General features: G+C 45.8%; 14 protein-coding genes and 1 tRNA gene. 7 read left to right on the top strand and 8 right to left on the bottom strand.

Features of this window, described 5'->3' with window-relative positions:
* Window positions 1–291: 291 nt before the first annotated feature.
* Window positions 292–4,341 carry a hybrid sensor histidine kinase/response regulator transcription factor gene (locus tag LQ567_RS06575; RefSeq protein WP_231003398.1) on the top strand — a complete coding sequence of 1,350 codons (4,050 nt, stop codon included), beginning with the start codon at window positions 292–294 and terminating at the stop codon, window positions 4,339–4,341.
* 245 nt (window positions 4,342–4,586) lie between these two features.
* Here LQ567_RS06575 and LQ567_RS06570 read toward each other — a convergent pair whose 3' ends face one another.
* The gene (locus LQ567_RS06570; RefSeq protein WP_231003396.1) at window positions 4,587–5,810 is read right to left on the bottom strand and encodes an alginate lyase family protein; all 1,224 of its coding nucleotides are present in this window, start codon (window positions 5,808–5,810) and stop codon (window positions 4,587–4,589) included.
* A gap of 719 nt (window positions 5,811–6,529) precedes the next feature.
* Between LQ567_RS06570 and hepC the strand changes: the two genes are divergently transcribed.
* From hepC to LQ567_RS06540, 6 genes are all read left to right on the top strand, one after another.
* Entirely contained in the window at window positions 6,530–8,515 is a 1,986-nt protein-coding gene (gene hepC, locus LQ567_RS06565; protein WP_231003394.1) for a heparin-sulfate lyase HepC, read from the top strand.
* Between the two features lie 598 nt (window positions 8,516–9,113).
* Window positions 9,114–9,986 (top strand): helix-turn-helix domain-containing protein, encoded by an 873-nt coding sequence (locus tag LQ567_RS06560; protein WP_231003392.1) that lies wholly within the window; start codon window positions 9,114–9,116, stop codon window positions 9,984–9,986.
* 212 nt (window positions 9,987–10,198) lie between these two features.
* Window positions 10,199–10,501, top strand: coding sequence for an LETM1 domain-containing protein (locus LQ567_RS06555; RefSeq protein ID WP_231003390.1), 303 nt, complete (start codon window positions 10,199–10,201; stop codon window positions 10,499–10,501).
* 974 nt (window positions 10,502–11,475) lie between these two features.
* Window positions 11,476–12,039, top strand: coding sequence for a helix-turn-helix domain-containing protein (locus tag LQ567_RS06550; protein WP_231003388.1), 564 nt, complete (start codon window positions 11,476–11,478; stop codon window positions 12,037–12,039).
* Between the two features lie 807 nt (window positions 12,040–12,846).
* On the top strand, window positions 12,847–14,892 hold the full coding sequence (locus tag LQ567_RS06545; protein WP_231003386.1) for a hypothetical protein: 2,046 nt from the start codon (window positions 12,847–12,849) through the stop codon (window positions 14,890–14,892).
* 538 nt (window positions 14,893–15,430) lie between these two features.
* A complete protein-coding gene (locus tag LQ567_RS06540; RefSeq protein ID WP_231003384.1) occupies window positions 15,431–17,500 on the top strand; it encodes a hypothetical protein in 2,070 nt (689 codons plus the stop codon).
* Window positions 17,501–18,126: 626 nt separating this feature from the next.
* On the opposite strand, the gene LQ567_RS06535 is transcribed toward LQ567_RS06540, so the two are convergent.
* The 7 genes from LQ567_RS06535 to LQ567_RS06505 all read right to left on the bottom strand — a co-directional run bounded on the left by LQ567_RS06535 (window position 18,127) and on the right by LQ567_RS06505 (window position 24,209).
* On the bottom strand, window positions 18,127–19,569 hold the full coding sequence (locus tag LQ567_RS06535; RefSeq protein ID WP_231003382.1) for an MBL fold metallo-hydrolase: 1,443 nt from the start codon (window positions 19,567–19,569) through the stop codon (window positions 18,127–18,129).
* A gap of 59 nt (window positions 19,570–19,628) precedes the next feature.
* Window positions 19,629–20,546 (bottom strand): AraC family transcriptional regulator, encoded by a 918-nt coding sequence (locus tag LQ567_RS06530; RefSeq protein ID WP_231003381.1) that lies wholly within the window; start codon window positions 20,544–20,546, stop codon window positions 19,629–19,631.
* A gap of 365 nt (window positions 20,547–20,911) precedes the next feature.
* A tRNA-Met gene (locus tag LQ567_RS06525) sits at window positions 20,912–20,985 on the bottom strand.
* A gap of 109 nt (window positions 20,986–21,094) precedes the next feature.
* Window positions 21,095–21,424 (bottom strand): bacillithiol system redox-active protein YtxJ, encoded by a 330-nt coding sequence (ytxJ, locus tag LQ567_RS06520; protein WP_231003379.1) that lies wholly within the window; start codon window positions 21,422–21,424, stop codon window positions 21,095–21,097.
* 17 nt (window positions 21,425–21,441) lie between these two features.
* Complete coding sequence (locus tag LQ567_RS06515) at window positions 21,442–22,164, bottom strand: YebC/PmpR family DNA-binding transcriptional regulator (RefSeq protein WP_231003377.1); 723 nt, start codon at window positions 22,162–22,164, stop codon at window positions 21,442–21,444.
* A gap of 117 nt (window positions 22,165–22,281) precedes the next feature.
* Window positions 22,282–22,443 (bottom strand): hypothetical protein, encoded by a 162-nt coding sequence (locus LQ567_RS06510; RefSeq protein WP_231003375.1) that lies wholly within the window; start codon window positions 22,441–22,443, stop codon window positions 22,282–22,284.
* A 20-nt stretch (window positions 22,444–22,463) separates the two neighbouring features.
* The gene (locus tag LQ567_RS06505; protein ID WP_231003373.1) at window positions 22,464–24,209 is read right to left on the bottom strand and encodes an amino acid permease; all 1,746 of its coding nucleotides are present in this window, start codon (window positions 24,207–24,209) and stop codon (window positions 22,464–22,466) included.
* Window positions 24,210–24,351 lie beyond the last annotated feature (142 nt).

Raw genomic sequence — 24,351 nt, 5'->3', positions numbered from 1 at the left:
AAATGAATTATTTGAGATTTTTTATATCAACTGGTAGGCGCAGAACGAAATAGCCTTTTATTTTAGACTGGAAAGCAGCCGGGGAGTAGTTAAAATGGAGGCAGGAATTACCGGTTATCAGGACCGATCGGCAAGGTGGTTCACTGTATAGGTTTTCAATCTTTTAATTTTCCCCGAAGTTCTTAATGAAGAAGGGTTTCTTCAAGGCTGCAAAAGGCCGCTTCACGTGCAGAAATATGATTACATTTGTTTTTACTTAATAAAGCGAGCTGTAATAACAAGGTGAACAAGATGCGATTTTTCAGGGCTGTCGGAGGCATTTTCGTAATGCTGCTTGCATCTTTTACAATTCAAGCCCAGCCTGCCGACCGCTTTTTCCGGAATATTTCTGTAGATAAAGGGTTGTCGCAAAGCACGGTTTTTACGGTGGCCCAGGATACCCTTGGGTTTATGTGGATGGGCACCCAGGACGGATTGAACCGGTATGATGGTAAAACGTTTAAAATTTACCGGCCTGTAAAAAATGAACCTGCCAGCATTGCTTCTTATTATATAAAATGCCTGTTTACCGACCGGGAAGGACGGTTGTGGATCGGTGGCAACGGCGGGATCAGTACGTACAACTATTCCGGCGACCGTTTCCGTAATTATAATATTGTTCCCCGTTCCGGGGAATGGTATATCTCCTGCATCATCCAGGATGCACAGGGCATCCTGTGGGCCTGCTCCAATTCCGGAGAGCTTTACCGGTCAGACGCTGCGGCCACTGCTTTCAGGTCTGTAAACTTCGATCGCGTGGCCCGGGGTATCAAAGAACTGTACAGCATCGCTTTTGCAGGAAAACAGCTGTTGCTGGGTACGGAAAGCGGTCTGTGGTTACTGGATCTTTCCACCGGCAAAACAACACCACTGCACGCAGGTGTGGGCCAGGTACGCATCAATACGATTTATGAAGACGGGAACATCTGTTGGATTGGTACGGAAGGTGCCGGGCTTATAAAAATGGACCTGCATACCGGGAGGGTTGTCAACTACCATCATCAGCAGGCCGCCGCATCCGGAATACCGGATGAGGATGTGCGCAGCGTGCGTAAGGACGCGGCGGGAAATATCTGGATCGGTACCTTTCGCGGGCTGGCGATCATGGATACCGGGGGCAATATCCGGAATTATTATCACCAGGCAGATCGTCCTTTTACGCTTAGTCAGAATTCGGTACGCTGCATTTTCCAGGATAACCAGAAGGGAATGTGGCTGGGTACTTTTTACGGCGGGGTCAATTATTACCACCGGCAGCAGGTAAGTTTTAACCTGCTGAGTCAACATACAGGAACGCCGGCCTTAAATGACAAAGTGGTGAATGTGATCAAACAGGATCACAACGGCGGTTTCTGGATCGGTACCAATGACCGGGGACTGAATTACTGGCAACCGGCATCCAATACCATCCGGTATTATGTGCATAATGAAAAAGGCAGCGGGTTAAGCTCCAATAATATTAAATCCATTGCTTTTGGCGACAAGGGAACGGTCTTTTTAGGAATGCATAATACAGGGCTGGATGTGCTGGATCCTTCAACAGGCACCAGTAAAAACTTCCGGCATGATCCGGGCAACGCCCGCAGCATACCGGGTAATATGGTATATGCGCTGCTAAAAGATCATGCGGCACGTATGTGGGTAGGTACGCGTACCGGTTTAAGCCGCTTTCATACCGGGGACGCATCGTTTACTGCGGTTTATACTGACCGAGCGGGGAAGCGGCTGACTGCTGACGAGATCACGTTTTTAATGGAGGATAGCCGGCATCGCATCTGGATCGGAACCGTAAACGGGGCGAATATCTTTTATCCGGACAGTATGCTGTTTGATCCGCTTTCCAGCGCCACCCTTAGCAGCAATGTGATCAACTTTATTGCTGAGGATCCGCAGAAACGGATCTGGGTAGGTACGCGGGATGGGCTCAATCTTTATGACGAAAAAACAAAGGCATTCATCAGTTACAATCAACGGAACGACTTTTTAAAGGGAACCATCAACAGTATTGTTCCGGATGAGGATGGCAGCCTGTGGATTACTACAAATACCAGTTTGGTGAAGTATCAGCCGGATACCAAACGGCTGCAGTATTTTGATGAAAGGGATGGATTACAAAGCGGCCAGTTTAATACCTATGCTTCCTGTCGCGCGGCAGATGGGATGCTGTTGTTTGGCGGCACGAACGGGATCTCTTATTTTCATCCCGCGGTGTTCCGGCAGGAACCCTTATCATTGAAGGTAACCTTCACCGGGCTGGAAGTGTTCGACCGGCAGGTGATCCCGGGGGATGCAACGGCCATCCTGAAAACACATATCAACCAGTCTGCACACCTGCGCTTCGGGCATGAGTACAAACAGTTTTCTATTCTTTTTAATACGTTTAATTATATTTCTGCCAATCGTATAAAATACAGGTACCGGCTGGAAGGGTTTGATAACGACTGGCAGGAAGCAACGGGTGCTTCCAGGGCCAGTTATACGAACCTGCAGCCCGGAAATTATATATTCCGGGTTAAAGCAATAGGTCCCCAGGGCGAAGTAAGCCCCGAGCGTTCGCTGGCTATACGGATACTGCCTGTATGGTACCGGAGCAATGGATTTTACCTGCTGGTATGCCTGGTGATTGCGGCGGTTGCATTTTTCCTGTACCGCATTTTTACCGAGCGGATGCGCACCTTGCACCAGTTAAAGCTGGAACGCCTGCAGCGCGAAAAGGTCAATTACATCAACCAGGTAAAAACGGATTTTTTTACCAACGTATCGCACGAGTTGCGTACGCCGCTTACGCTGATCATGGCGCCGCTGGAGGAAATGATGCGGCAACCGGCCACCGACAAAAAAATGCGGCGCAACCAGGAGCTGATGTTGTCAAACACCCGGCGGCTTTATAACCTGGTAAACCAGCTATTCGAATTCCGTAAAACGGAAATGGGCACCCGGAAACTGCGGGTGGCACAAAATGACCTGGTGAAATTTTTACGGGAAGTGTATACGTCGTTCAAGCCGCTGGCGGATAAAAATACGATTGATTACCGGTTTTCGGCGCAGGTAGATATGCTGGTATTTTATTTTGATAAAGAAGCCCTGGAGAATATCTTATTCAATTTATTGTCCAACGCATTTAAGTATACACCGGCCGGAGGGCAGATATCCCTGGAACTTTCGGTTGTAAACGGAATCGCCTGGCTGCAGGTGCGGGATACCGGACCCGGTATTGATGCCCCACACCTCGAACGTATCTTTGACCGCTTTTACCAGGTAAACCGGGAAGAAATGAACCTCGGATCCGGCGTGGGCCTTGCATTTACGAAACGGCTGGTGGAGTTGCATCACGGAACGATAGCAGTGGAAAGCGTTCCGGGAGCAGGAAGTATTTTTAAAGTAGGGTTACCGGTAGCGGATGCAGCTTATGAAACCGATCTCCGTATGGATGGATTGCAGGTTGAGGAACTGCCCGGAGCCGGACACGAGGCTGGTGGAGTTGCAGAAGAAGAGGATACCGTTGATCCGGCACCGGAAACAGAGGAGAGCCTGCTGATCGTTGATGACAATGAGGAGATCGTGCAGTACATCCGGGAATATTTTGAAGCGAAGTATAAAGTCAGAACCGCGGGAAATGGAAAGGGTGCACTGAAATTAATGGAAACCTACCAGCCGGATCTGATCATCAGTGATATTATGATGCCGGAAATGGATGGCCTGCATTTTTGCAGGCGGATCAAACAAAATGTACAGACCAGTCATATACCGGTGATCCTGCTTACTGCGCGGGCAGAAACGGCACAGCAGATCAAAGGGTTGGAAATGGGTGCGGATGATTATGTAGTGAAGCCCTTTTCCATTGCATTACTGGAAGCAAAGGTGCAGGGCGTTTTGCGTACGCGGCGAAAACTGCGGGAATACTATGCGGCATCGAAAGCGATTGAACCGGAAAAAATGACCTTCAATCCACTGGATGAGGCGTTTTTAAAAAAGGCGGTTGCCCTTGTTGAAGAACAGCTGGATGCCTATGATTTTTCGGTAGATAAATTCAGCCGGGAGCTGGGGATGAGCAGGTCCAGCCTGTACCTGAAAATAAAAGCGATCACCGGGGAGTCTGTAACCGGCTTTATCAAACGGATCCGGTTCCGGAAAGCGGTGGAGCTCATGGAATCAAAAAAATATACTATGACGGAGATTGCCTATATGTGTGGCTTTAATACACCCTCATATTTTTCCACGGCTTTCAAACAGTTCTTCGGTGTAATGCCAAGCGAATATTTGTCAAGCAGGCCAGACGGGCGCAAGGAAGGCGAGGTTTAACGCTGCTGTTAGGTTTCTGGTTTGAGGTTTGGTTACGTTTGATGCTTGATGTGGGCATTTTGTTCCCGGTGCCCGGTGCTCAATATAAGCCCATTGATTTCGATAGTAAAAAGTATTGTAACTATTTTAAATTCCCAAAGGGTACCGGATCTCTATTACCCATTGACCATTGACATTCCCGATCCTGCGACACAAATCCGGAACGGCAATGCATCATCCCCTTTACATTTAATATTTGACATTGATTATTTTAAGTTCCCGGAGGAACTGATCCATATCAGCGGATTCCTTACCGGGAGGTTACGGATCACTTCCGGCACCTGCGGAAAATGATCCAGCCGGCTCCAGGTATCCAGCCATTGCTGGTTATGGAAAGCCGCGGCTCCAAACAGCAGCGCAGGCTGGGCTACCGGCCAGTTGCTCCAGTACATTACATCGGCCCGGTAAGGCCATTGCTCTTTATGGTGAATATAGGGGAATAAAAAGGCAATACCCTTTTGTATGGATGCGCCATTGGCCGCCTGGTAGTTCCATAAATTATCCTTTTTCGTGGAAAGCAGCTGACAAATAGTGGCCATGGCATCCAGGTTGAACAGGGAATAGCCATAGGGCTTGGTTCTTCGTAATTCCTGTGGAAAACGGCCGTCTGCGCTCATCTGGTTGGGAAGCAAAACCTGTTTGTAACGGGTGGCGCAAAAGTCCATCCATTTTTTGTTGCCGGTAAATTTTGCATAGCAGGCCACCTGCATTACCCAGCAGGTAGCATGGTTGTTGACGGTATTCATTTCATCCCGGCCATAAGGATGTGTAGTGAGCCAGGTAAGAAAACGGGCAAACCATTGTTTGATTTGCTGAAGTGTTTGGGGATCCATGGCCCGCGCCTGTTGCATTACGCTGAGTCCCTGGGCTACTTCCATCAGGTGGATGGCATCGATGATGCCGATGCCCCAACCCGTAAAGCGCCCCTTGATGGCCTGCGCATACAATAGGTGGGGCTGCATCAGCGTGGCCGTGTCTACAAACCATGCCCGGCAATGGCGCAGTGCCGCCGATACATACACTTCGTCACCGGTAATGCGATAGGCCGACGCCAGGGTGCCCACAATGATACTGAGCCGGATCATGGCATGACGGTGGGCGGTAAAATTATCGGGGTTGGTCATGCCGTCTTTTAAAATATAAGGACTGTCCACACTTGCAGGGTTGGGCCAGGCATAGTCGGCTTCACTGTAAAAATCGTGTTTGCCGCCGGCGCTGCGGGCACACTGCTGTGCGGTAACGGTAACCGGTTTCTCGTTTAAAAAAGAATCGGCCTGCTGTAATACCCGAGTTGCCAGTACCTGTTTGGCCTGCTCAAAATAATTTTCCGCGCTTTTGGACTGAAGTGGAACCTGCGGCGTGTTTTGTGAAAGCACCGGCCGGTATATAACCGAAAACACAAGAAGTAGTAGCAGTATGCTTGTTTTCATAATCGAATCCTTAATTATACAGCTAATCTAAGCCATAAACGGAATTGAGGCCTTTAAAATGGGAGAATTGATTTTTGATTTTGGTGAAAACTGTTAAAAAAGGTAGCTGTCAGAAGGCTGTTTACAGGCTGCCGGGGGATTTGGAGGTCGTTCAGGCAACCGATCACAGGACCGGTATTTTTGCATCATCTGCAATCCTGCCAGGGAGTGATGTGCCCATGCACAAGGTTTTTATACCCGGAAACCGCGTATTTCATCAAAATTGAAAAAGGATGATTAAAAATTGAAAGCCCCGCGGTGCAGGCAAGTGTAATTTTAAAACAAGGTTTGCAGGTCTTCAGGCACCCTGTTACGCGTGGCAACGGCAAAACAAGCAGCGGAAGGCCGGCGATGGCGATAAAAACAGATAGTGCTTCGCGCTTTCTTAAGCCCCTTGCGGTAAAATGGAACCACGAAGATGCGATTTAACCGCGATGGACGCGAAGTATTCGCAACGGTCGCAATGAACGTCGTTATAGGAGATATCCCTTGCGCACCTCGCGTTCCCTGCGCCTCGGCGGTTAAACAATGACCCGCTCATGCAGCAGGCACTTGCAAGGTAGCGGAGGAAAACAGGAACCGGCGATAAGAGCAGATAATGCTTTGCGTATTCTTAGCGTATTCTGCGCCTCTGCGGTTAACTCATGACCTTTATTATTAAAAACAGTTATTATTGGCATATGATCCTACTAAAAAAAGCAGCAATCGGTACGGCAATGGCATTGGCATCGTTTACTACCGTTCTGGCACAGGAGCCGCCCGTTACCAAAGAAAGTTTCAGGTATATCAATCTGGATTTCCCTGGGTTAGAGAAGGTGACGGCGGCTGTAAACAGCGGACAGTATGAGATGGCGGCTGCCGGCCTTCTGGAGTACTACCGGCATCGCACCGGGGTGCGTCACCTGGATTTTAATGCAGGCGATGCACCGCAGTTTGCTGGTAAAAAAGTAAGCGAAGCCACGCTGGAACTGGCCAATAATATCCTGTTACATAAATTCAAACCGCATAAGGGATACCCGGCGTATGATTATGGCAGCGATATCAACTGGCAATACCGCCCGGTGCAGGACCAGTTGCTGACCACCTTTTTGCATCGTACCGCCTTTTGGGAGCCATTGGGCCTGGTATATCGTTCCACCGGGGATGAAAAATATGCAAAGGAGTGGGTGTTTGAGGTGCGCGACTGGATTAAAAAAAATAAACAGGGCGCTTACCCGGATGATAAGGATTTTGCCTGGAAGGCATTTGTGGTATCTTTCCGGCTCAATCACTGGTCGGGGTTCTTTAACCTGTTCCTGCATTCATCCAATTTTACCCCGGCTTTTTTGATGGAATTTCTGAATTCCTATAATGAACAGGCCAACTATGTAATGGGTAATTATACAGACAAGGGCAATCATCGTTTGTATGAGGCCCTGCACCTGATGTATGCGGGCAGCACCTTCCCCGAACTGGCTGCGGCGCCTGCCTGGCGTAAAAGCGGTATCGGGGTGCTGAACACCGAGATCCTGAAACAGGTATTGCCGGATGGCCTTCAGTTTGAATTGTCGCCCGGTTACCATATCGGTACCATCCAAATCTTCCTGGATGCATTGCAGATCGCACAGCTGGGTGGTGTAGGACAGGAATTTCCGCAGGCATACCGGGACCGGGTTGAAAAAATGGTGCTGGCGGTTGGAAAGTATTCGTTCCCGGATTATACCTACCCCCTGTACGGCAATTCCTTTTTGACCTCAAAAGCGGTCATGCTCCAGAACTATAAAAGCTGGTCCGCCGTATTTCCCCGAAACCAGGTCATTGAATATTATGCTACGGATGGCGCTTCCGGTAAGCGCCCGGGTTATTTTTCATCGGCCCTGCCCGATGCCGGTTTTTATGCATTTCGTAATGGCTGGGATCAAAAGGCAACCGTAATGCAGATAAAGGCAGGACCTCCTGCGGAGTTTCATTCGCATCCGGACAATGGCAATTTTGTACTTTGGGTAAAAGGACGCGATTTTACCCCAGACGCAGGCAGTTTTGTATATGCCAATGTGGGCAAGCAGGAAAATGCCAAGCGGGATTGGTACCGGAGTACCAAAGCGCATCAGACATTGACGCTGGACGATAAAACCATCGTCAACAATGCCCGGCTCATCAAATGGGAAACGGGTGACGATCTGGATATACTCAGTTATGACAATCCCAGTTATGAAAAGCTACATCATCAGCGTACGTTTTTATTTGTAGATAAAACCTATTTCATTATCATCGATAAAGCAACAGGTGAAGCTGCCGGTAAGCTGGGCATCCATTTTAATTTGAAGGAAGACAGCAAGCCGGTGCTGGATAAAGCGTATAATACAGTGTATACGACATATGCAGACGGCAATAATTTACTGGTCCAGAATTTGAATAAGGATAAGGTAAGCATGCATACAGAAGAAAGCTTCGTGTCGTACGAATACCAGAAGGAAACGCCGCGCCCGGCCTTTGTATTTGAAAAACAAAAGGCAGCGGTCGCACCGCAATCTTTTGTAACGGTATTGTACCCCTATAGTGGTCATAAAGCGCCGGTGATAACCGTAAAGGAAAATGCCGGCAATGATTTTATAAAAGGAACGATAGATCTTACGGTTACGGTCAATGGTGTTAGCAGGAGGGTACGTGCATTGGCAGGAGAGTAGGTGCAGATCGTAAGGGAACGGACATTTCAAAATGAAAAACCGATGATGCGTTTTGTGCAGGTTGCTTCAGTGATTGCCTGCTTGGGACTGATGGTCTTTTAGTTTTTTTACTTTCGCAGAATAGTTATGTTATATGTGAAGAAAGAACGGCGGTATAAGCACAAAATAATCAATGTTTATTTTTATGCATTTGTTGGGCTGCTTGTATTGATCACTGTATTTATTTTTTTGTAACCCGGTCTTACTAATGTATTTTCTAACCCGGTTGGATCGATAAATGTCCTGTGCAGCGTGCTGTTTGCCGGCCAAAATTGGCGCTGTGTATTTATTATTTGTAAACGAGATTGCGATGTCAGGGATTTGTCATGTAACATCCGGCAATCAACATATCCCGGCTGATTTTGAGAATAAAATATAGGATTTCATCAATTTTATTTCGAATATTATTTTTTTTGTTGATTGTGCGTATTTCCAGGGAGATAATTTTCATAATTTCATAAATAGGATTGATAAGCGATACTTTGTAGTCTGGCGGATAGCGGGCTGCTTTCGTAAGGTGGATTAAGTTGATGATTGAAGGTTAAACTGATGAACATTTATGGATGTAGCGCAAAAAGCAGGAGGGCATGAAATGCATTCTGTTCCTGATGAAAAGGACTTGGTGGCAGAAGCAAATATATTGGAACATGTGACCTATATAAAAATGGCAGGTGCCAGCCATGTAGAAAATTTTCGATCTCCTGATGCCTATGTATTTATTTTTTTTGAAAAGAGTGAGGGCTGGCATTCTATCGATTTTGAGCGCTATGAAGAGGGCGATTGCCAGGTTCATATTTCGTTTCCGGAGCAGATTCACTCCTGGAATAGCGGAAGCGGCACCAGGGGGCATAAATTAATCGTAAGCAAATACTTTGTGGAAAAATATATGTTTGAGACGGCGTTTATAAATGCCAAGTTCAATTATTGCCCGGTACTGAATCTTGATGCCGGATTTTTTAAAAAAATAACGAGAGAGGTGGTGCTGCTCAGTGAGGAGCTGAACGTTGCTGGTATTAGGGCCGATCTTGCAATGGTGCGGACGAAGCTGATACTTACCTTGATTAATTTGTATATTACGGAGCATGTGAAAAAGGATCTGGTTGAGAAAAAAGCAAATCCAATCCTCAATCGGTTCAGTGTCTTGTTACATGAGGGGTTTGGTGAGGGAAACACCGTTTCCTATTATGCGGACAAACTGGCAATTACGCCCAATTATCTGAATATCATCTGCAGGCGATATGCAGGGGTTAATGCAAAGCATTTTATTAGCCAACGCAGGCTTTTGGAAGCTAAACGATTGTTACTTGGGTCGGAACTATCAATAAAGGAAATCGCTTTTAAGTTGGGCTTTAACGAGATTTCGAACTTTTCTTTCTATATAAAGTCAAATACCGGGTTTTATCCACGCCAGTATAGAGAACAACCCGTATGAATTTGGCTTGGACCGATATGAATGTTGATAAGAACAGTTTGTACGTCCTTTGTTTTTTATAATTTAATACGATCTGTTTCCGGATGGCAGATTGCCGGTACGGATCTGATTTTTAATTTGGAGAATCGTATAGTCAACCTCAAAAGCGTATCGGACGGGAAAAGATAGCTCGGTTCTTTTATTGCATTTGGTACAAAATATAATCGGATACTATGAAAATTGAGGCATATATTGAGGAACATGCGCATCACTTTGTTAAGGCGTTAATAACGGAGTATAATGGCGATAAGGAGGCTGTAGCTATTATCCGTAAATACATGAGCGGACAAAAAATTGATAGCGATGAAGAGGTGATTTTAAAGACTCAGTTCTTCGACTCTCTCAAATTAGCAGGTGTAGGCATTCCTTTTGTTCTGATACCCGGTGCTTCTATCTTAATGCCGATCCTGATCAAAGTAGCAGAGAAGCACAATATAGCATTATTACCCAGCGCTTTTGATACACCTGGAAGCTAATGGAATGATCGTATTCACGATTGGAATTAGCTGTTAACCGGGCACCAGTGCTGTATTATTTGGGACTATTACGGAATGGGCAGCTGTTCTTGACTTTTTTGTCAATGCACAGCTATCGTAAAGGTTTAAATAAGCGGTATCATTAAAACTTTATAGATAACGCATTCTCCTACTGTTGAAAACCTAAGGGATCCAAAGCGGGTTCATTTGCCACTGATAGGCAGGTGAATTGGCTATATCCTGCAGTGGCTGCATTTGTCGGGGCCAGATGGAATACAATTCGGGCTGGGGTCGTTATATTTTCTATTTCCGCTCATCCATCCGCAGGAATATTTACTTCCGTGCTCTCCTTTTTACATTAAGTGGATGTGCTGGTACCCGGGTCGTCGGGCGATTCCAGTTGTTGGGCAGGTAGCCGGTGGTTTTTGCAATAGATGATGGGTTATGTCCGGGGTGTGATAAAAAATGTAAGAAAATGAATGATTACGGTAATTTATGGGGATTTGATGTTGAGTGAGATTGACCCGTAAATCCGATAATTTTGCATGGCTAATTCATTTTGTGTACAATGGGTGATTCGATATTTGAGCCGGAACATAGCTAAGATTATTGGTGATGTTTTGATAAATATAAAAATGCCTGATTGTAAGAAATTTTTGGAACATCTATATTGAAATCTGATGACTATAGAAAGTACTGGTTATGCTGTTGGATGTAATCCGGGCCAGCCTGAAATAACCGACGAAGCATCGTATGTTCGCTATCAGGATTTTTATAATTCGGCACAGCTAAATTGTTTTCCGGATCGATCTTTTACGATTGTGTTACTTGATAACGGTTCTGGCGAATGCAGGACCGATAATACACTGTTTGAGCTTCAACCAAAGCAACTGTTTATACATCTGCCGGATAAGACTTTTGACTGGAGTATTTCACCGGGCTCGTATGGCCGGAGGCTTTTAATAGAAAGCACGTTGATTGAAACATTTACGGTGCCCATCAGGCATACGTTCTCATCATTGAATAAGAATATTGCCTTACATCTTGATGACGAGGGGTATAAGCGATTCAGTTCCGAATTTGATGCAATTAAAAAAGAAATTGATTCAAATATTGTATTTCCCGAGCTGATCAATGCAAGAGCGCGGCTTATCGCTTTAATCGTGCATGTGTGGAAAGAGTATGTGCATGGGAATACCGAAATGTCACAAGGAGCAAACCTTTCGAATCGGTTTCATTCGCTGGTAGATAAAAATTTCAGATCACAAAAAGTCGTTTCTTTTTATGCGGAAGAGCTGCAAATAACGGCGAACTACCTGGGGATTATCTGTCGTAAGCACTACAATAAATCGCCCCTGGAAATGATACGTGAACGGATAGTGCTGGAAGCAAAAAAATTATTGCATAGTTCAGAGCTGTCAATAAAGGAGATTGGATATAGTTTGGGCTATACCAATTTGTCTTATTTTTCCTTCTTCTTTAAAGGGCTTACAGGTATGACGCCAAAGGAATACAGGATGAAATTCTCTGTTCAATAGCAGTCAGGGGAGCTGTGCAGGTCTTCCCATGAACTACACTTCTTCCGGTTCTTGTGGAGAGAACCTTTAATATCTATACGGTTGAATTTCTCTGACAGCCGGCAGATCATATGCCTGTTGGTTTGATAATGACACACATTGTAATTGACATCTTGTGATGTGCCAGGGCTTTTCTCCTGCCGATCGATTGACCGCTATCCGTATATTGCCCAGGCTCATTACTGTTGCGTAGATTTTAAGCAAAGACTTTTGTTGATGTTATATTAGCATTACTGCTGGTGTTGGTCTGTAAAGCCAAAGATGATGGCTCCTGGTATGTCTGGGTGTTGTTCCTTATGTACTATAATGCGGGATAATAACCAGATACATTCAATCATTGGAAATGCCAGCCTGTTATTTTATTAGGGTGACTATACGCGTGTATTAAATTTCTCGATTGTTTGACTGGCATTATTTTGAGCCGCAGAATAATTTCGGTGGTTTTTAGAATGCGGGATTAAGGTGTTTAGTTGTTCCGGAGTGAATATTTATCAGGCTGGTGACGACGAATTTTATTTAATAGAGTGATTTATTTGTTGAATATGATGAAATAGGATGAGGGTGTGTTTGCTTGCTTTTATTCTCCATTTATCTTAGCGGGGAATTTGAAAGATTCCTCTATTGGTTCTCTATGAAGGAAAACATGTGATTCCAAGTCTTATAATATTTACAACAAAGGATACGATATCGTGATCTTGTTTATTAAGCAATATGAACCTATGGCGCCTTAATTAATGATCGATATTTAATAAATTTCAAACCTCACTTATGAAATCAAATCGTATATTAAAATTCCTGGTTTTCATCTTTATAACTGTTGTTACCTGTGAATCTGTTTTCGCGCAAAGGTCATTGAAGTTTGAGAATGGAGGTGGGCCGGCTGGCAATGGTCCCACCACTACAGATAAAACGGTAACCATGTATTATGGAGACGCAGGCGTCTATAGCCCTTCTACAACAGTTACATTTTCATTGAACAATCAGCAGTACACATCCATCGAAGGCAATCCGAATATTCCTGGAATCGTTTTTGGTGGAAACCTTAACAACAACGGCAACACGGCTACCAGTATTAACCATTACATGGTGTTGAGTAATCTGGGGGGCTCCAGTAATCCGCAGTATGCTACAAATAACATTCAGCCGGGCATCAATGTAAGCAATGACTATGGTTTAGAGATTGCGATCTATTCAGATGCGCTGATCAATGCCGATGGCAGCAACAAGGTGCCCACGAACCAAACGGTGTACTATGGAGATCTTACCTTAACATTTAATCGCCCTGTAAATAACCCGGTGATTCATTTTACGGGTTTGGGTGGAACTAACGGCACCCAGGGATTTGCTGCCGGCTTTGATCTCAATAACACGGCCTATTCTTTAACAAGGCTGGCCGGCAGTCAGTACTTTTCTGTTAATGGCAACTCCATCCGTAATTCGGCTTCAGCTATTGGCACCAGTTCGGCAGGTACTGGAGGAGGTGCTGCAGGAAGTGTGCAAGTAAACGGTACCCGCATAAGTTCGATAACATTCCGTGTATACTTCCGTGGCGACGGTGGTGGCAATCAATGGTCCAGCCGCAGTTCTGTTGGCGCCGACGGTTTTTTAGTAAGCGTTTCCCTGGCGGCTTACAGTGTTAGTGGTTCCGTATTCAATGATGCTAATGGACTTAAGGATAATACGGTGAATGGTACAGGAACGAATGCGGGTGGGTTGAACGCGGTTTTAATAGATCCTTCAACAAATACCGTTGTAGCAACGGTGCCCGTAAACACTGATGGTACCTATAGCTTTAGCAATAATGTGCTGGCAGGAAATTATGCATTGGAAATAACCACAAATACTGCTACAGTCGGTACAGCTCCACCGGCAGTTAAACTACCGGATGGATGGGTGAGTACAGGCGAAAATGTTGGTTCCGGCGCCGGAAATGATGGAGCTCCCAATGGTATTCTTACAGGATTGACAGTAAATGGAAATATTTCAGATGTGAATTTTGCAATGGAGCGTGTCCCGGTAAGTAACGATGTTTCTCAAACTATTGCAATGCCGGCCAATCATGCGATTGCCCAGGGTACGATTCATACAGCCGTTAGCGGTTCAGATGCTGAGGACGGTCAGATGGGAAATGGAAATACTGTTGTAATTGACAGTCTGCCCGAAAATGGAAAATTGTACTATAATGGCAATGAAGTAACAGCCGGGCAGGAAATATTAAATTTTGATCCCTCACTGTTATCGTTTACGGATTTAAAAGATGGAAGTACCGAAACATCCTTTAAGTATAGTTTTGTTGATGCGGCAGGAGAAAAGGGCAATAGCCCTGCAACCTTTACCGTGAAATGGGATGGGAGCTTACCAGTTATTTGGGGGGCGATAAATGCAAGGTATAGCAACGAGCAGCTAACGGTTCATTGGAGCACTGAAACGGAGATGAATAACGATCATTTTGATGTGGAAGTTTCTACGGATGGCGTACATTTTACAAATGTTGGGGTCGTTGCAACAAAGGCTCCCGGAGGGAAGTCTGATATCGAATTGAACTATAGTTTTTCTAAAACAATGAATGGTACAAGTTTGGCCTTTATTTCATTGCTGTTTGTAGGTGTCGGATTTGTGTATTCCAGGGGCCGGGGTAGCAAAGTGTTGATGATGGGGTTGGCGGTCATTGGTCTGGTGATACTGAGTGTTTCATGTAACAAGAAAGATATCTCAGCAAAAGAAAATGGGGGTAAAATATTTGTACGTATCGTTCAGGTGGATAAAGATGGAACGAGAGTAACTTCAAAAATCATACGGGCAGCAGTCGAATAAAAAATAGAGGGCAATCTATTTAGAACACCACCTAAAAAGGAGCGAAAGCTCCTTTTTTCTTTATATAAACAAGTAGTATGATTCCCGATTATAAAAACTGAGATCCGGTATGAGAACCAGGTCCGTTTCTAAGTTTGAGGAATTCAAATGCTTGCATGTAAAGATGCTTCGCTCAAAATAAAGAAGGATTCCTGGCCAGGCGGACACTCGTTGACATATGATTTTAAATGTAACGGCAATGCGGAAATAGGCTTGCGCTTCTACAAACATCAAACGGGAAGCATTCCTGAATGATTATGACGGTAGTTTAATAAATGCCTGAATTATTTTATGAAGTTGGGTTCACCAAAAAAACTTACTGAAATGCGGATAGGTTATACTATTATCATAACACATTATACATGATGTTCAGAGAGTTTTTACCTTGCAGCAGCATTCAAATAAACCTCGCAATCTACAAGTAATAACATCAGGCGATTTGAAATTCCAGAAGTGTTGGCTCACTCTTTAGCTCTTAATAAACCTAAAAATAATCCTTATGTTAAACAGTTATCGCTCTGTTATTAATACAGGTATTACCTGTATATGGAGCCTGTTGTTCCTTTTTTTTACCAGCCCTTCCTTCGGACAAAAATCGCTGAAATTTGAAAATGGAGGTGGTCCTTCCGGAAATGGTCCCACTACGTCGAATCAGGTTGTTACGATGTATAATGGGGATGCTGGAGTATATACGCCTGCAACTACAGTCACTTTCTCCTTGAGTAACCAACAATACCCGAGTATTCAGGGGGCGAATTCGCCGGGAGTCACATTTGGGGGCAATGTTTCTTCAAATACAAACACGCCCGGAGGGTTGGCCTTATATAACCTGATGAACCAGCTGGGCAGTTCGCAGAACAGCCATTATTCGACCGGAGGAGCCAATCCCACGATAAATATAGCAAACGATTATGCAGTGGAGCTATTTGGTTGTACAGATGCATTGATCAATAACGACGGTTCGAACAAAGTACCAACAAATACAAAGGACATATATTTTGCCGATTTGAAGTTAACGTTTAATCGTCCAGTAAATAACCCGGTTATTCATGTTACGGGATTGGGAGGCGTACTTGGGAATGAAGGTTTTACAAATAGTCTTGAATTAGTTGATGCATACACGGTTTTGAAGCTGGCAGGAAGTCCCTATTTTGATGTTTCAAAAGGGACGCATATTTATAATTCCGCCAGCAGGTATGGATCGAGCTCGAGCGGTACAGGTCCACAATTCGGAGCTTCAGGAAGTGTTAAAATAGCCGGCGACAATATCACATCGTTAACGTTCAGGGTATTCCTGAGCGGTGATGGCGGCGGCCCAAACTGGTCTAATACCTCTGGGGCATCAGGGGATGCGATACTGGTAGCTGTAACCATGACGACTTATAATATCGGCGGGAAGGTATTTCAGGATGCAAACGGGATGGGGGATAATACGGTAAACGGGACGGGGACAAATGCCGGTAGTCTGAATGCTGTGTTGGTTGATCCTGCTACCGGTAATGTTGTGGCCACTGTTCCTGTAAATGCCGACGGTACATACAGCTTTACAAATATTGTGGCGGCCGGTTATACCCTTGCCATAACGAAGGACGCACCGGTGATTGGCGCGCATTTTCCCGGAGTTTCCTTGCCCGAAGGTTGGACGTCAACGGGGGAGAACAACGGAGCTAGACCTGGGAATGATGGCAGGGCTGACGGGATGCTTAGCCTTAACCTCAATGATAATATTTCAGATGCCAATCTGGCAATGGAGCAGCAACCGGTTTCCGAGAACGTTTCCCAGCGTATTCCCATACCCTCCAGTCACACAATACCTCAGGGTAGTATTACCACTCCGGTGAAAGGAACTGATCCGGAAGATGGTGCACTGGGTAATGGAGATACCGTTGCAATAACGGAATTGCCAACAAACGGAACATTACTTTACGATGGGAATCCTGTGGCAGCGGGGCAGCGTATACCCAATTTCGATCCCCGGCTCCTGTCTTTTAGTAATCTTCAGGATGGTACGTCATCCACTTCTTTCAAATACAGTGTTGTTGATGCAGCCGGCAAACAAAGTACAACTCCTGCAACTTTTACGGTGAGCTGGGATGGGAATCTTCCCGTTGTCTATAAAAATGTCGCGGCCCGCTTTTCCGGAGGAAGTCTTATAATAGAATGGACAACCATGACCGAAACAGGCAATGACCATTTTGAAATTGAAGCGTCTTCTGATGGTTCAACATTCAACAGTATCGGAACGGTTGCGTCTAAAGCACCGGATGGTAATTCAACAAAAGAAATAGACTACAACTTTTCCAAACCAGCTACGGTAGCGCTTTTCTTTGTTGCGGGCACTTCTGTTTTTGGATTGCTGGGTCTGTTATTAGTTGCATTGAACCGGAAAAATGGCATCCGATGGGCAGCGGGTATTATTATGTTCGTTGGGTTTTTGGGCGCCTCCTGCAAAAAAAAGGAATCGTTGTCATTACAGAAAAATGAAAATGTATTCGTACGAATCGTTCAGATAGACAAGGACGGTAAAAGAGGGGCTGTGTCCAAAGTCGTACGTGTCTCAAGCGAATAAATCTTTAGTGAATGTTACTGACCATTGAATGACATGTACAGCCTGCTTAACTGAAGGAGGTAATTGCAGTTTCACAGATGGTGAAACACCAGGGCACTTGAAATGACGAAACCTTAGTCTTATAATTAGATATATATACCGGCCTGTTTTTTTTAATTCGGGCCCTTTTTTTATTGCTTTGGAGCGGACGCTATACCTGTCTGGCTTATAGAAAACTTAGTGCGGTTTTGGGCAATAGCTGTGAGATATGGCCCATCCCGATGTCGTTGAATTGTGTGGATGGGATTTATCCCGGAAAAACAGCAGGAGAAAATGATAGCCAGGCTGCGGCGCGCTCTTGCTGCCGGAGAATGGGATGAAAAGGGCGGATAGCTGCACGCCGGCTATTCTTTGCGGGGCATTGCGTTTAATTATTGGAAAACCTTAGATATAGCATAGCGGTAGCCTAACCGCTTATACAAATTAATCGTACTATGCTTCAAAACAACAACAAACGATAAGCTCCATGTTGGCGCTTTGCCATATCTATTTCGGGGTTGCGAAGGGAAAATTCCGAGCGGCAATGGTAACCGTACCTCACCTGGTTTCTTTCCAAGCAAAGCTATGCGGCGCTCAGCTTCACGCTTTTATTTTGGGTTGGTTCTATTTGCGGCATTCATCACCCGCCGAAAAAGTTCCGGTGTGATCATTGCCAATCCATGATGCCCTATGATCTGTCTGAAGCTGATCCGGTGCTTTTGTATGAATTGGTAAAATTCAAGCGATACCTGAAACGCTGGTGTAATAGTGGCGTCTTCCGGCATGGACAACAGATCGCCTTCATAAATGAGTTTTTCCCGGGGAAGATACAGGAACGATAGTCCCTGCGCATGACTATTGGGCACCTCAAAAAGATCAACCCGGTGATGCGGATCCTCCAATACTTTGTGGTCATTGAAGAAGCCGAATACCGGTTGAACACCATTCGTTTGGTTACCGGTAGCTGCGGCGATCATTTCCCGGACCGGTTTTTCCATAGAGGGCGCACAGAGGATCACCGCGCCTTCCTTTACCAGCTCCGTCACACCGGCAAGGTGATCATTGTGGAAATGTGATAAATGTACATACCCGATCTTTTTCCCGGGCAGGGTTTGGTGTATCAAACGGATGATTTCACGCGTTACATGGCCGGATACCGGTGCTTCCGTTAGCAACACCTGGTCATCCAGGTTGATAAAAAGTACATTCCGGTCGCCGTCTACTTTTTCTACCAGGTATATATCCTTTGCAATGGCACGGGCGCGGAGCGGCGGAGTGGTATCCCTTTGCAGCGTATAACCGTTGGGAAAACTGAATTGGGAAGTGTCTGCGGCGGGTAGTGGCTGGAAGCGGATTAACGAATCTTTAAATACGACCTGGCCGTTCTGCCGGAGGGTCATTTCTCCCGGAAGGAGATACGTTCCTGCTATATTTGTATATGCAGCGAAGTGCTGTTCCTTTGCAGCGCTGCCAGTGGTGATCGTATTACTGGTCAACAGCAGTGTTTTGGGCTGGAACCGTAATTCCTGTGTGCCGGTTGCCGTTAACCGGCGGATCTTGATCTCATTCTTGTCGGTTTGGAATTGAAGAGAATCTGCGCTATCCAATACCTCTTTTAAAATAAAATAGGGAAAGCTGTTTTGTATAATATGCTCATTCACCCGCCATAGGTCGCCGGGTACCTGAAGAAGCGCCTTTCCCGTCCGCCATAAAGAAAGGTCATACACATAATAACCGGAATCCCGGCTGATACGGACAGTATTAAAGACATATCCGCCAGGATAATGCGCAAGTGTATGGTGCCGGTGCCGGTGAAGTTCCAGGTCAACATATACTTCATATGTATCCGTTTCTGGTTGGACGCGATCGAACCTATATCCCTGCCAGCGGTTATAACTGGTACGTTGCGTAGCATAAACAAAAGCCCGGATATGCTCCCAGTGGCCATTTGCGGTAGTCGCTTTTTTAAGAAAGGTGGTTGCAGACTGGCCATTGACAACTGTCGTGAACAGCAGTGCAATGATGGCAAGAACAAGATTGATACGATCCATACTTACTTTGTTTGCCGTAAAAGTAGCGGGAGGGGAGCGGCCGTACTATGCCGAAATGCTCAATTTTGGTGATGTTCTTTTCTGTAGGCGAAGGGGGATTTGTTTTGCCATTGCCGGAATATGCGGCCAAAGGCACTGGCATTTTCAAAACCACACATCCAGGTAATGTCCTGTACCGGGTGATCCGTTTTGATAAGCAGGCGCATTGCCTGTTGCAACCGGATGCGGGTCAGGTATTGATGAGGGGTACATTGAAACACCGTCCGGAACTGACGGATCAACTGTGGCACAGACAATGCGGCCATCTGCCCCAGCTGTTCCAGCTCCAGGTGCTCGGAATAGGAGGAATGCAGAATGTCGCGTACGATACATATGCGCTTGTAAATCTCTTTCCGGGTACTGTGTTTAACCGCCTTGACCGTACGCGCACGCAGGGAATGGATATGCTGATGGGTAATCAGTGTTTGTAACAGCAGCGCCAGGTGTTCGTCTACACGGTTTTTTCTGTATCCATATGTGTCCAGTTCGTTGATCAGTTGATCGAGTTGCAGCTGCAAATCCGGAGTCATCAGATGTAAGGTTTGATAAAATTCCGGTACTGGTCCGGCCTCCAGGTAGTGCTCCAGCAGCTGCTGCTCGCCGTGCAGCATATCATAATAAACAGCTCCTGCAAAATCCTTCTGGAAAAAAACGGACAGGCTTTTGACTTTCTCTGCTGTATCGATGCTGCTGCCATAAGGCTGGTCATGATTCAGGATAAGAAAATGCGGCGGTCTTACTGCAATGGGAATGCGGTTTATCGTGTACCATTCTTCCCCGCTCCGCACCGTTTTTAATGACAGGCAACCAATATGCTCTTCGCAATGACTTTTATATGCAGCCGCATTGAAAATAATATTATGCCGGCTGAAGTTGTTGAAATGCGCCTGCTCGTCAAAGCCCGGTTGTGTATGATCAGGAAGTGTTGTCAGGTACATGAATAGTGGTTTTTCTCTTAGCCTGAATTTCTGCTGTTCGTTCAATTAAGATCTGTTATTTTTTGCATATCTTATTGAGCATTATTTGTCAAATATAACGACTTATTTCTGTTACCACGATCAACACAGGCGCATCCGGGCCGTCGTGGAAATTTGAATCTCAATAACAATAAACACGTTGCGCTGATTAGCAGCATTCATACAAGAATGATAGTACGTCACTTTTTAAATTATATAAATGATGAAATGATTTAGCGCTGTAGTTAGTAAATATCCATATAGGTATCCGGAGCAGCGTTAAATTGTGAGGTATGCCATATATCAAAGTTCATAGCATAAAAAAAAGCCCCATGAAGGAGCTTTTGTAGCGGGATCGGGAGTTGAACCCGAGACCTTTGGGTTATGAATCCAACGCTCTAACCACCTGAGCTACCCCGCCGTTTTGTAAAAAGTAATTGATATCGCATCAATAATTTATTTACCGGGCCGCAAAAATAGTCATTCTTACTGTAATTCGGAAATCAATTTCCGGATTTTCTGAAAAATGTTTAGCCGGCCGCATCCAGAATGTCTTCCATATAAACAGCACTATGGCTTTCATCATACACACATTTCCCGTTTTTGATCAGTAATACCTGGGGCGACTCATGCCGGATCCCGTAGCGCTCCGATATGGCATTGGATATGGGCCGGAAGGCGATCAGGTCCAGGTAGTAAAAATCAACCGTTTCCGGGAGGCTTCCTTTATTCAGCCGGCTCTTTATAACGCTGCTGATGGAGCAACGGGTACTGTGCTTAAAAATCAGCTGAGGCCGGCTTTCAGAAGCCTGGTCGATCGCCTCCAGCTGTGCTTCATTTTCCAGGGGAATCCAGTTCATTTCTTTTTTTGTTCGGGCTATTGCATATTGTGGAACACTTTCTGTACATCATCATCCTGCTCCAGGCGTTCGATCAGTTTACTTACCTCTTCCGCCTGCTCGTCCGTTACCGGAACCGTGGTGCCGGGGATCCATTCTACTTCTGCGCTGATGGGTATAATATTTCTTTCTTCCAGGGCTTTTTGCATATTCCCGAAATCGGTAAACGCCACCCGTACCACCAGCACTTCTTTGCCGTTTTCGTCGGTGCTTTCACCCAGCTCTTCCAATCCGGCATCGATCAGCTCCAGCTCAAGGTCTTCCGCATTCAGGCCTTCGGGGTTTAACTTAAATACCCCCATTTTGGTAAACTGGAAGGCCACACTGCCGCTGTTGCCCAGGGTACCGCCGCCTTTATTAAAATGCGATTTTACATTTGCTACGGTACGTACATGGTTGTCCGTTGCCGTTTCTACCAGTACCGCCACTCCATGCGGTCCGTATCCTTCATAAAGGATTTCATCATAATTCTCCATTTCCTTGCCCTGCGCCCGCTTAATGGCTGCTTCCACGCGGTCTTTGGGCATGTTTACACTTTTGGCGTTCTGCATACAACGGCGCAACGCAGCGTTGGTGGCAGGATCGGGGCCACCGGCCTTCACCGCGATGGCGATCTCCTTACCAATACGTGTAAATTGTTTTGCCATACGGTCGTAGCGGGCAAACATGCTGGCTTTACGAACTTCAAATATCCTTCCCATATAAATTGATAATACGATTATTTTAAGGACGCAAATTTAAGATTTCTGGAGGAATATAGACCGGAGAATCGCAGGCAGGTATATAAATGTCACGGTGCATCGGGTTTATGTCCTGTTTTAAATGCTGCAGATACGCAGATCCGGGGCTAAACGCCGGTCTGTATATGTATGATCCTGATCGCTGAATAAAAACCGGTGCATCGTGGCAATAACAACGATCAGGTTTAGTACCACACTGGCCCCGGTTCCAAAAAAAGAAGCCGCAATACGCGGCTTCAATAAAATATCATTGCTATTGGTCAGGCTTTCTTCCTCCGCACAAAATACAGAACCGCAAAGAAGACCAGGTGAACGGCGCCTAATACATTGGCGATCTCTACCAGGTAATCGTTCTGAATGGTATCGCTGATATCGGCTGCTTTCTTTTCAAGCTCTGCGATATTGGGCAGGGCCTGGGTTTGGGCAGTGGTTAGTTTTTCCGTTGCAATAGCAAGCTGCTGCTGCAGATCGTAGTGGTGCCACCAGGCCGAAATAAATAACAGCACACAAAGAACCATTGCCGAAATGATGGCAATATGCATCCCCTCACGCTTGAACGTGCCGTTGCCGAGTTTGCTTTTGGCCGCACCATAGGTAAGGTAAATATCAAAGCCGATGATCATCCACACAAACAACCGGATCCAGGTATCAGGGGGAAGGGCAATCATCATATACAAACAGGTAATGATCCCCAGGATGGGTACCAACGGTACCAGGGGCGTACGGAAGACCCTCGGCGCATCGGGCATCTGCTTCCGCATAACCATAATACCGATACATACCAGGATAAACGCAAACAGGGTTCCGATACTGGTCATTTCGCCCACGATCCTGGCCGGGATAAAGGCAGCAAACAGGCTTACCAGCAGCATAAATACCAGGTTGTTCTTGGCTGGTGTGCGGTATTTGGGATGTACAGAGCTGAATACCTTAGGTACCAGCCCGTCGCGGCTCATACTGTAAAATACCCGGCTTTGGCCCATCAGCATCACCAGGATCACCGACATATAACCCGCGAGGATCGCTACGATAATGGCACGGTTTAGCCAGGGATAATCGGCGTGAAACACCCCGCTGGCATCCTGTTTACCCATGTGTTCAATGGCTACCGCTACCGGGGCAATACCATCCTGCCCCTGGAAGGACTTGTAAGAAGTTACGCCCGTCATTACATGCGCAAACAATATATATAATAAGGTACAGATGAGCAGGGATACCAGGATACCCTTGGGCATATCCTTCCCGGGATTTTTGGCCTCCTGGGCCGCGGTACTCACTGCATCAAAACCGATATAGGCAAAAAACACGATACCGGCTGCCCGCATGATCCCGGAAAACCCGAAAACACCGTTGCCTTCATTGGCAGGAATATAAGGGTCGTAGTTGGCATAATTGATATAGCCCCAGCCCAGCACGATAAATATCAATACCACCGCCACTTTTAAGGCTACTATAACTCCGTTTACGGTGGCGCTTTCTTTGGTACCTCTTATTAACAGCAAACTCATTAAAATAACCACGAAAACAGCGGGCAGATTGATCATGCCCCCGTCCCAGGGCCCGGCCATAAGCGCTTCAGGAAGATGTATATTGAAGCCTTCGAGGAATTTATGCAGGTAACGGCTCCAGCTGATGGATACCGTAGCGGCACCAACGGCATATTCCAGCACAAGGTCCCAGCCAATGATCCAGGCAATAAATTCACCCATCGTAGCATAACTATAGGTGTAGGCACTGCCGGCAACCGGGATCATACTGGCAAATTCGGCATAACAAAGACCAGCAAAAGCACATCCCAATGCTGCAATAACAAAGGAAAGGGTGATAGCCGGACCCGCATTATTGGCCGCAGCACCTCCGGTAATGGAAAAAAGACCCGCACCAATAATGGCACCAATCCCCAGGGCAACAAGTCCCCAGGCTCCAAGGGTTTTTTTCAGACTTTTATCATGATCTTCGGTTTCGGCTAACAATACGTTTAATGGCTTTTTTACAAATAATCCCATAAGATTGCTTCTTTAATGAGTAGTCTGTTTTTTTAAATAAATGTTATTTTGTAGTGAAAAGTAAGCAATAATACGGTTCCCGGAGAAAACTTATTCTATTTTTTTAAAAAATTATTAAAACCGGAATCACCTTTTTCAGGCT

It is taken from the genome of Niabella pedocola, assembly GCF_021044425.1.
Classification (GTDB): Bacteria; Bacteroidota; Bacteroidia; order Chitinophagales; family Chitinophagaceae; genus Niabella; species Niabella pedocola.
This window is presented reverse-complemented; position numbering and strand designations above follow the sequence as displayed.